This is a genomic window from Rhodomicrobium udaipurense JA643 (assembly GCF_000636015.1).
Lineage (GTDB): Bacteria > Pseudomonadota > Alphaproteobacteria > Rhizobiales > Rhodomicrobiaceae > Rhodomicrobium > Rhodomicrobium udaipurense.
Genome location: NZ_JFZJ01000120.1, coordinates 1 through 9540 on the forward strand (window position 1 = coordinate 1; position 9540 = coordinate 9540).

9 protein-coding genes and 1 pseudogene are annotated in these 9540 nt (G+C 63.9%); 4 read left to right on the top strand and 6 right to left on the bottom strand.

Annotation, left to right across the window (positions count from 1 at the left end; genetic code table 11):
- From T281_RS14015 to T281_RS14035, 5 genes and pseudogenes are all read right to left on the bottom strand, one after another.
- Positions 1-393 (bottom strand): annotated as a pseudogene (locus T281_RS14015) (anthranilate phosphoribosyltransferase); the annotation flags it as partial.
- A gap of 8 nt (positions 394-401) precedes the next feature.
- Positions 402-1034, bottom strand: coding sequence for an anthranilate synthase component II (locus T281_RS14020; RefSeq protein WP_037240477.1), 633 nt, complete (start codon positions 1032-1034; stop codon positions 402-404).
- The gene (locus T281_RS14025; RefSeq protein WP_037240492.1) at positions 1034-1570 is read right to left on the bottom strand and encodes a SixA phosphatase family protein; all 537 of its coding nucleotides are present in this window, start codon (positions 1568-1570) and stop codon (positions 1034-1036) included. The genes T281_RS14020 and T281_RS14025 overlap by 1 nt, the downstream gene beginning before the upstream one ends.
- A 22-nt stretch (positions 1571-1592) precedes the next feature.
- Positions 1593-3110, bottom strand: coding sequence for an anthranilate synthase component I (trpE, locus tag T281_RS14030; RefSeq protein WP_037240495.1), 1518 nt, complete (start codon positions 3108-3110; stop codon positions 1593-1595).
- Positions 3111-3183: 73 nt separating this feature from the next.
- Positions 3184-5079 carry a SurA N-terminal domain-containing protein gene (locus tag T281_RS14035; protein WP_162173182.1) on the bottom strand — a complete coding sequence of 632 codons (1896 nt, stop codon included), beginning with the start codon at positions 5077-5079 and terminating at the stop codon, positions 3184-3186.
- Positions 5080-5261: 182 nt separating this feature from the next.
- On the opposite strand from T281_RS14035, the gene tpiA reads away from it, so the two are divergent.
- Both tpiA and T281_RS17920 read left to right on the top strand, forming a co-directional pair.
- Positions 5262-6044, top strand: coding sequence for a triose-phosphate isomerase (gene tpiA, locus T281_RS14040; RefSeq protein WP_037240501.1), 783 nt, complete (start codon positions 5262-5264; stop codon positions 6042-6044).
- Between the two features lie 81 nt (positions 6045-6125).
- Positions 6126-6635 (top strand): hypothetical protein, encoded by a 510-nt coding sequence (locus tag T281_RS17920; RefSeq protein ID WP_052037510.1) that lies wholly within the window; start codon positions 6126-6128, stop codon positions 6633-6635.
- Positions 6636-6676: 41 nt separating this feature from the next.
- Here T281_RS17920 and T281_RS14050 read toward each other — a convergent pair whose 3' ends face one another.
- Positions 6677-7309 (bottom strand): isochorismatase family protein, encoded by a 633-nt coding sequence (locus tag T281_RS14050; protein ID WP_052037511.1) that lies wholly within the window; start codon positions 7307-7309, stop codon positions 6677-6679.
- Positions 7310-7615: 306 nt separating this feature from the next.
- Here T281_RS14050 and secG point away from each other — a divergent pair, with 306 nt between their 5' ends.
- Both secG and T281_RS14060 read left to right on the top strand, forming a co-directional pair.
- Positions 7616-7969 carry a preprotein translocase subunit SecG gene (secG, locus tag T281_RS14055; protein ID WP_037240504.1) on the top strand — a complete coding sequence of 118 codons (354 nt, stop codon included), beginning with the start codon at positions 7616-7618 and terminating at the stop codon, positions 7967-7969.
- A gap of 122 nt (positions 7970-8091) precedes the next feature.
- The coding region (locus T281_RS14060; RefSeq protein WP_037240507.1) for a CTP synthase at positions 8092-9540 on the top strand (1449 nt) is incomplete at its 3' end.

Below are 9540 nucleotides of genomic sequence, written 5' to 3' on the forward strand. Positions count from 1 at the left end.
TTTCGATGATACCGCCCGGTTGCCGTGCTTCGCCACCGGCACGCCAGCCCCGGCCAGGACGAAGGCCGTGGCGGTTGAGATGTTGAACGTGCCCTTCGCGTCGCCCCCGGTGCCGACGACATCGAGCGCGCTTTCCGGCGCTTCGACAGGCACCATCAGCGACCGCATGGCGGCGACCGCGCCCGCGATCTCGTCCACCGTTTCCCCGCGCGCCTTCAGCGCCGCGACGAAAGCCGCCAGTTCGATTTCGGAAACCGCGCCGTGCATGATGGCGAGGAAAGCCGCGCGCGCCTCGTCCTCGCTGAGCGTTGAGCCGATGGCGGCCTTCTCCAGCGCGAAACGGAAGCCGACGTGGAGGTCGAACGCAGTGGGCGCGTTAACGGGCGAAGTCATCGGCGGCCTCACGCTGCCACGGATGAAGACGCCGCGTCCGGCACAAGCCCCGGTTTTCGCGGCGCAAAGCGGACGCCCGCAAGCGTCAGGAAGTTCGCGAGGATCGCGTGACCGTGCTGGCTCGCGATGCTCTCGGGGTGGAACTGCACGCCGAACGTCGGCTCGTCCTTATGTTCGAGCGCCATGATAAGCCCGTCCGATGTGCGCGCCGTCGCGGTGAGGCAGGCGGGCAGCGTGTCGCTTTCGACGATCAGCGAATGGTAGCGCGTCGCCTCGAAAGCGTCCGGCAGGCCGCGGAAAAGGCTCGTGCCCTGATGATAGATGTTCGACATCTTGCCATGCATGAGGATCGGTGCGCGGATGACGTTCCCGCCGAAGGCCTGCCCGATGGTCTGGTGGCCGAGGCAGACGCCGAACAGCGGGATGCGACCCTTGTTCTCGTGCACGAGTTCGAGGCAGATGCCCGCCTCGTTCGGCGTACACGGGCCGGGCGACATGACGATAGCTTCCGGCTTCTCGGCGAAGACTTGCGCCACCGTCTTCTCGTCATTGCGGTAGACCAACGTTTCCACGCCGAGATCGCCGAAATAATGGACGAGGTTGTAGGTGAAGCTATCGTAATTATCGATGATGATGATCATTATTCTTGTCCTTGGCCGTGCGGAAACGTGTTCGGCGTGATGAAGAGGCGGACGCGGCCCTCCCCGGGCCCCAGCCCGTTCCACGCTGCGGCGTCGAATTCGAAGCTGACAATGGCGGCGGTCGGCAGTTTATCCTTGATCGCGTGACGCTCGGCGCTGCCGGGCTGCGCGAGGGTTACGGCCAGATCCTGCAAGCCGGGATTATGGCCGACGAGCATGACGTGATCCACGTCCTCTGGACAGTCCCGCAGGAGTTTCAGCAGGGTGCGCTCGCCCGCTTCGTAGATCTTCGTTTCGAAGCATTCCGCCGGCGGATTGTCCCACGCAGCGGCGCTCGCCAGCGTCAGCGTCTGACGCGTGCGGACAGACGGCGAACACAGGATGAGGTCCGGGCGCAGGCTGCGATCGCGCAAGGCGGCCCCCATTTTCGGCGCCGCCTTGAGGCCCCGGTCGCTCAGTGGCCGGTCGAAATCGTCGAGATTCGGATTGTCCTTGTCGCCGGACTTGGCGTGGCGGAACAGCGTTACGGTCTTCATGGCAAAACTCCAGAACGCCCCGCTACTGACCCCGCCCGGCCTGACCGGCGAAGCGCACCGCTTCTTCCGCCGCGCGGAACAGCGCCTTCGCCTTGTTCTCGCACTCCGCCTGCTCGGAGGCCGGAACCGAGTCGGCCACGATGCCAGCACCCGCCTGCACATACATGGTGCCATTCTTCACGATTGCGGTGCGAAGCGCAATGCACGTGTCCATCTCGCCGTTTGCCGCGAAATATCCGATGCATCCGGCATAAACGCCGCGCTTGTCCGTCTCCAGCTCGTCGATGATCTGCATCGCGCGAACCTTCGGCGCACCCGACACCGTGCCCGCCGGGAAGCCCGCCATCAGCGCATCGATGGAATCGAATTTCCCGTCGAGGCGGCCGATCACGTTCGAAACGATGTGCATCACCTGGCTGTAATATTCGAGGAAGAAGCTGCCGGTGACGTGAACCGTGCCGATTTCGGCGACGCGGCCGACGTCGTTGCGGCCGAGGTCGAGCAGCATGAGGTGTTCGGCGCGCTCCTTCGTATCGGCGAGAAGGTCGGCAGCGAGGCGCTTGTCGTCCTCTGGCGTGGCACCTCTGGGCCGCGTGCCCGCGATGGGCCGGATGGTGACTTCGCCATCGCGCACGCGAACGAGGATTTCGGGGCTTGAGCCCGTCACCGCGAAATCGCCGAAGTTCAGAAAATAGAGGAAGGGCGACGGATTCACCCGGCGAAGCGCGCGGTAGAGCGCGAAGGGCGGGAGTTCGAACGGCGCCGCGAAACGCTGCGACAGCACCACCTGGAAGATGTCGCCGGCGGCGATATACTCCTTCGAGCGCGCCACCATGTCCATGTAGCCTTGCGCCGGCATGTTGGACGTCGCTGCGGGGATCGCATCCGAGACGCCGTCCGCCGAGGAGGCATGCGCGCTTTTCTGTTCGAGCGTGTCCTGGATTTCCGTCAACCGGTCGATGGCGCGGGAATAGGCGGCTTTGGCAGATAGGCCCGGTCGCGGTCTGGCCGCCGCGACGATGGTCATCTCGTCCTTCACCGCGTCGAAGATCACCATGACCGTCGGCCGCATGAGGAGAGCGTCGGGCACGCCGATGGGATCGGGCTTGTCGGACGGCAGTCGCTCGACGAGGCGCACGGTGTCGTAGCCGAGATAGCCGAACACGCCCGCCGACATGGGCGGAAGGGCGTCTGGAATCTCGATGTGAGAGGCAGCGAGCAGCGACCGCAGGGCTTGAAGCGTGCCTTCGCCCGTGCGCTCGAATGCGGTCGCGTCGGCCATCGGATCGGCGTTGATCTCGGCCACGTCGCCTTGCGCGCGAAACAGCAGGTCGGGATCGAGGCCGATGATCGAGTAGCGGCCGCGCACCGCGCCGCCTTCGACCGATTCCAGCAGGAAGGAATATGGCCGCGACACGCCGAGCTTGAGCATGGCGGAAACAGGCGTTTCGAGGTCGGCGACGAGGCGCGTGAAGACGAGTTGCGCCGCGCCCGAATCATAACGGGCGGTGAACTCGGTAAACGAAGGTTCAACCTTCATCGGATTTTTCTCGGAATTTCGGGGTTGCGTCTCTCTGGGTGGAAATCAAGCGAGAGAGGAACGCCATCGAAATCTATTCGCCATCATACGCGCCTCCCGAGACGTTGGCGAACGCCTTGCGGTCGATGGAGATCGGCGAGGCGGTCGTGATCCGGTTCAGGAAGCCCGAGAAATTGTCGTCCGAAATCGCCCCGGCGAGTTGTTGCTCAAGTCCCTTGGCCTGATCTTCTGCGAGAGGGCCCGGCTGCGTGATTTTCGCGACCTGGAACACGGCGCGTGACGTGCCGTTCTCGGCCCCCGCCGATCCGGCACCGCCTTCCGGCAAGGTGAACGCCTGCGCTATCGCCGGAGGCGGAACGCCGTCTTCCTTGCCGTTGCGCTTCAGGGGCTGGCTCGTCTTCACCGTCGCGCCGACGCTTTTCGCAACGGCGTCGATGGCCTCGCCCTTGTCCAGCCGCGCGACAAGATCGCGCGCACGTGATGCGAGTCTGTCGCGAACCTGATCGGCGCGCCAGGCCGCCTCGACCTCGCCCTTGACCTCTTCGAGAGGCTTCTGGCGCGGCTTCACAACGTCGGCCACTTCGAACCATGCGTAGCCGCCGCCCTGAAGGCGAATCGCCTCGTTTTCAACGCCGACATCCGACTTGAAGGCGGCATCGGCGAGCTGTGCGGCGGGCACGACGGAAACCGTCGCCGGCTTGCCGTCAGCGTCCTTGGCCGAACGGTCGATGGTGACCTCTTCAAGCGGCAAATTCAGCTTCTTCGCGCTGTCGGCGAGCGGAATGCCCGTCGAGCGGTCTTCCTCGAACGCCTTGATAAGGCGCTGAAATTCGCTTTGGGCGCGCGTCTTCGCAAGATCGGCTCGGATCTGATCCTTGACCTCGGCGAAGCCACGTTCCTGACCGGGAACCACTTCCAGCACCCGCATGATTACCGTCGACACGGGGCCGTCCACGGGCCGCGATGTCCAGCCCTTTTCGGTCGAGAAGGCCTCCTTGACGATGGCGTCATTGATGCCAAACCTGTCGGCCAGTTCTTTCCGCGAAACGACACCCGCGTCGATTTCGGGCTGGGTGAAACCCGCGTCCTTCGCGACGCCCAGCAAATCCCGCGATCCGGACTTGAGCTTCGCATAGGCCGCATCCGCATCCGCGCGCGTCTTGAAAGGCACGATTTCAAGCTTGCGACGCTCCGGCACGGAATAAACCGACGCCTTCGCCGCGTACTCGGCCTTCAAATCTTCGTCCGGGATCGTCAGGCTTTTTGCGACCGTCTGCGGGGAGATGGCGAGCGCCGACACCTTGCGAAGTTCCGGCGTCATGAATTGCGGCTTGCGGTCTTCATAGAAGGCCTGAAGTTCAGCCTCGGTCGGAGCCGGTACAGCCCCCGCCGCCTCGGGCGTCAGCGTGAAATAGGCCAGCGTGCGCTGTTCGTTGCCGTATTTGTTGTAGGCTTCGAGCAACGCCTTCGGCACGACGCCGCTGCCGTCGAAAACGCCGCGAAGCTGCCGCCGAATGAGATCGCCCTTATATTCCTGCTCGAAAAATGGGGCCGTATAGCCGATATTCTGGAGGAAGCGATGATATTTGTCGGCGCTGAAAACGCCCTTGTCCTGGAAAACCTCAAGGCTGGTGATCCCGCGGCGCACGCCCTCTTCGGACAGGCCGACGCCGAGTTCCTTTGCTTCGAGGTCGAGCGCCGCATCCTGGATCAGGCCCTGAAGCACGCGATTCGGCAGTCCGAAAGCCTGCGCTTCGGCGGGCGAAATGCGACGGCCCGCCTGCTGGCTGACATTTTCGAGAACGCGCTGGTAAGCGCGACGGAAATCTTCTGGGGATATGCTGGCCGAGCCGACGGTCGCCACGCTCTGACGCCGCTCGCGGTCGCCATAATAGTTGCCACCCATGCTGATGGCGAACGCCCCGATCAGAATGGCGAACATGATGAAGACGGCCACTTTTCGGAGCATATGCATCGTTGAAGTCCTTGAATGCTCAAGCCAGAGCAGGCTTGATTCGGGCGCGCATTTCTTGCACGTTTCGCGATGGCCGTAATTTAGAGAATAAAAACGTGCGCGCAATATCAAGATTCGCGAGGTCGGCCCGCTTCAACAAATTCCTCCGCGCGCCCCGTTCCACCGAGAGAAACGCAATGTCCGGACCGAAGCTTTATGTCGCAGGCAATTGGAAGATGAACGGCCTGCGGCCCGACCTCACGCAGATACAGGCCATCCGCGACGGAGTCGCTTCCGTGGAGAACGCTCCTGACGTAACCGTTTTTCCGCCCGCGACGCTTCTGCATGCCGCATCCCAGATCGTCGAGGGCTCGCTGGTCGAGATCGGCGCGCAGGATTGCCATGTCGGCGAGAAAGGCCCGTTCACGGGCGACCTCTCGGCGCTGATGCTGAAGGACTCGGGCGCAACGACCGTCATCCTCGGCCACAGCGAGCGTCGCGCCGAACATGGCGAGACCAGCCGCGAAGTGCGCGCGAAGGCCGCGACCGCGCTCCGCGCCGGCATCAAGATCGTCGTCTGCATCGGCGAGACGCGTGGTGAGCATGTCCGTGGCCTGACCGCCAGCGTTTGCCGCCGCCAGCTCGCGGACAGCCTGCCCGACGAATCGACTCCCGAGACCACCATTGTCGCCTATGAACCCGTATGGGCCATCGGTTCGGGCGTGTCGCCGACGACGGAACAAATTACGGCAGTCCACGAAATCGTGCGCGGCTGTCTCAAGGACCGGTTCCGTGAGACGAGCGGCATGCGCTGGCGCGTCCTTTACGGCGGCTCGGTCAGCCCTGCGAATGCCGCATCGACTTTCGATAGTCCTGAGGTGGACGGCGTGCTGGTCGGCGGAGCGAGCCTCAAGGCAGCGACGTTCCTTGAAATCATCACGGCGGCAGCACGCGCATCCGAGAGGCGCGCGGCGCGTTGATCTTTCCGTTATGTCGGGACGATACAAGATAAGCCCGATGCGGCGGAATGTCTCCCGATCGCTCGAAGAAAGGCGCTGGCGATGACACGCGATGAAAAATCCGCCGGGAAGGCGAGCAAATTTGCCTGGGTTGGCGCGGCCGCACTCGCGGTCATCGCTGCGATGACCAGCGGTCGTGCGGACGCGGTTCAACTCGACAAGGCGGCGTGCGCGAAGCTCACGCAGGATCTTCAAGCGCTCAAGGCGCTCGACGTGGACCGCCTGATGGAGCACGGCCCGAACTGGGCCGTGGCAAACCTCTCCGCGCCCGACCTCAACCTTGTCCGTCAATATATCGAGCTGGACGAGCAGATGAAGTTCCGCTGCATGGCGCCGAGTTCGCTCGTGCAGCTCAAGAACCTCGAAGAAGAGGATGAGGAGGGCGCGAAGCCGCAGGCTGGGCCGGATAGCGCACCTCCGGCGGCGGCTGGCGTCGATCAGCCCGTGAAGCCCAAACCGAAGGCGGGCGCGACGATTCAGACGCAAAAACCCGTCGCGCAGAAGCCCAAGCCGCCGGCTCCAGCGCAGGCGGGCGTCGTCGGCGCACAGTAACCGGCATCCCTCAAGCCCGCGCCGCGCCGCACGCCACCGATTCAGCACACATCGATGGCGGCGCGGCGGTCGACTGGGCGCAGGCTATGGGGCGCGAGAGCGGCTCGCACATCCCCAGAATCGACGACGCGCGCGCAAAGCCTTGCCGCATTGCGAAGCCCGCCCGCGTGATCCGCCGCGCTCATGTCGGCCGTGGCATCCGCCACCACGAAGGCGCGGATGTCGCGTGCAAATGCTTCCAGCGCTGTGGAAAAGCAGCCTATCGACGTATAAATGCCCGTGATGATGAGGCGGTCGCGGCCGAGCCTGCGCAGCATCACCTCGAGATCGGTGCCGTAGAAGGCGCTGTAGCTGCGTTTCGTGATGAAGCGTATGCGGCCATCGTCGCCGAGTAACGCCGGATCGAGCATCGCGCCGTCGCCGCGGGGACCTCTTCCCCACAGTTCCGACATGAGCCCGCGCTCCTGCAAGCCATGCGCCTCGGGCACCATCGACGCAAACACCGGCACGCCCCATTCCGCGCACAAGGCACGCAAGCCCGCAACCTTGCCGATGAGATCGGCGCGGATCGCGTCATCGGGCAGAGCATCGAGATAATGCCGCTGCATGTCGTGAATGAGAAGCGCACATCGCCCGGGTTCGAGAACCCAGCCCGCCTTGTTTTCGAGTATCACCGCATCTCTCCCCTAATCAAGGGCCGCCGTGACAGGAGGGGCTGGACGAAAAGACCATGCGCGCGCCGGACACGGCGGCAATGGTCACGAATGACGACTTGCCGCTCCCTAGAGGAAGCGCCAATAAAACTTTGCCAGCATTGGTGCGGCGGTCGTCGTCATGGCGCGCCTTTTACACCGGTTCGGCGCGCTCGGCAACGGGCGCGATAGCGCGCCCCGGCTAATGTTGGCCGCGCGGCTTGATCTTGCCGTCGAAACCGGTATGTATGGGGCAACTTTTCCGAAATTCGCGACCGGTCGAGAGAAATGGCAAACGTCCTTCTTGTGCTTCATATCGTCGTCGCCGTGACGATGGTGGTGATTATCCTCCTTCAGCGGTCGGAAGGCGGCGCGCTCGGCATGGGCGGCGGTGGAGGCGGTTTCGTCAGCGGACGCGGCGCGGCCAACGTCATGACGCGCACGACGGCGATTCTTGCGGCCATCTTTTTCCTGACCTCGATCACGCTCGGCATTCTCGGCCAGCGCAAGACGCCCACCTCGGCGATCGGCACCCCAACGAGCACCTCGGCACCCACGACCGCGCCTTCTCAGGCTCCGGCCGACGCACCCGCGCTGCCCAAGCTCAACATCCCGAAACCGGCCGCGCCCGCGCAGCAATAGGCCGTCGCAAGGCAGCCATGGGGCGACGCGAGAGCGTCCCCATCTGACATACGCTAGAAGTTGATGATAACAGCAAAGCACGCCCTTTCGCTCGGGCGCGCGAAGTATTACGTTCAAGGTCCATGGCGCGATATATCTTCATTACCGGCGGCGTGGTTTCCTCACTCGGAAAGGGGCTCGCATCGGCGGCCCTCGGCGCGCTTCTCAAGGCGCGTGGCTATTCCGTGCGATTGAGGAAGCTGGATCCCTATCTCAACGTCGATCCCGGCACGATGTCGCCCTATCAACACGGCGAAGTGTTCGTTACCGACGATGGCGCGGAAACCGACCTCGACCTCGGCCACTACGAGCGCTTCACCGGCGTCTCCGCGCGCCGCGACGACAACATCACCACCGGCCGCATCTATCAGAACGTGCTCTCGGCCGAGCGCCGCGGCGATTATCTCGGCGGTACGGTGCAGGTCGTCCCGCACGTCACAAACGCGATCAAGGACTTCGTCCTCTCCGGCAACGATGGCGCGGATTTCGTGCTGGTCGAGATCGGCGGCACGGTCGGCGACATCGAGGGCCTCCCCTTCTTCGAGGCGATTCGCCAGCTCGGCAACGAACTGCCGCGCCGCGAGGCGATCTTCATCCATCTCACGCTGCTGCCGTATATCAAGGCGGCGGGCGAGTTGAAGACCAAGCCCACGCAGCACTCCGTAAAGGAACTGCGCTCAATCGGCATCCAGCCGGACATCCTCCTTTGTCGTTCCGAACTGCCCGTCCCGAAAAGCGACCGCGCCAAGATAGCGCTGTTCTGTAATGTGCGCGAAAGCGCCGTCATTCAGGCGCTCGACGTGCCGAACATTTACGACGTGCCGCTCGCCTATCATGACGAGGGACTCGACCGCGAAGTGCTCGCCGCCTTTGGCATCACCGACGCACCCGAGCCGAATCTCGACGTGTGGCGCACCATCTCGCACCGCATCGACCATCCCGACGGCGAGGTTTCCATCGCCATCGTCGGCAAGTACACGAACCTGAAAGACGCCTACAAGTCGCTCACCGAGGCACTGAGCCACGGCGGCATCGAGAACGGCGTGCGCGTCAAGATCCATTGGCTTGACTCGGAGTTGTTCGAGAAGGCCGACGTCGCGCCTTACCTCGAAAACATTCACGGCATCATCGTCCCCGGCGGCTTCGGCGAGCGCGGAACCGAAGGCAAGATCGAGGCGGTGCAATTCGCCCGAACGAAGCGCGTGCCCTATCTCGGCATCTGCTTCGGCATGCAGATGGCGGTGATCGAGGCGGCGCGTCATGTGGCGGGCATCAACGGCGCAAGCTCGACCGAGTTCGGCCCGGCGGTGGAGCCGGTCGTCGGCCTCATGACCGAGTGGCAGGCGGGCGAAAAGGCCGTGCAGCGCCACGCGGAAAGCGACAAGGGCGGCACCATGCGGCTCGGCGCTTACGATGCCGTGCTGGCGGAAGGCTCGAAGGTCGCTGAGATCTACGGCAAGACGCGCATCAGCGAGCGCCATCGCCACCGCTACGAGGTGAACATCACCTACCGCGACAAGCTGGAACGCGCC

Excerpts from the sequence above, each read along its gene's own strand:
- T281_RS14025 (WP_037240492.1), bottom strand. The coding sequence starts at position 1,570 with ATGAAGACCGTAACGCTGTTCCGCCACGCCAAGTCCGGCGACAAGGAC.
- T281_RS17920 (WP_052037510.1), top strand. The coding sequence starts at position 6,126 with ATGACACGCGATGAAAAATCCGCCGGGAAGGCGAGCAAATTTGCCTGG.
- trpE (WP_037240495.1), bottom strand. The coding sequence starts at position 3,110 with ATGAAGGTTGAACCTTCGTTTACCGAGTTCACCGCCCGTTATGATTCG.
- secG (WP_037240504.1), top strand. The coding sequence starts at position 7,616 with ATGGCAAACGTCCTTCTTGTGCTTCATATCGTCGTCGCCGTGACGATG.
- T281_RS14035 (WP_162173182.1), bottom strand. The coding sequence starts at position 5,079 with ATGCTCCGAAAAGTGGCCGTCTTCATCATGTTCGCCATTCTGATCGGG.
- tpiA (WP_037240501.1), top strand. The coding sequence starts at position 5,262 with ATGTCCGGACCGAAGCTTTATGTCGCAGGCAATTGGAAGATGAACGGC.
- T281_RS14020 (WP_037240477.1), bottom strand. The coding sequence starts at position 1,034 with ATGATCATCATCATCGATAATTACGATAGCTTCACCTACAACCTCGTC.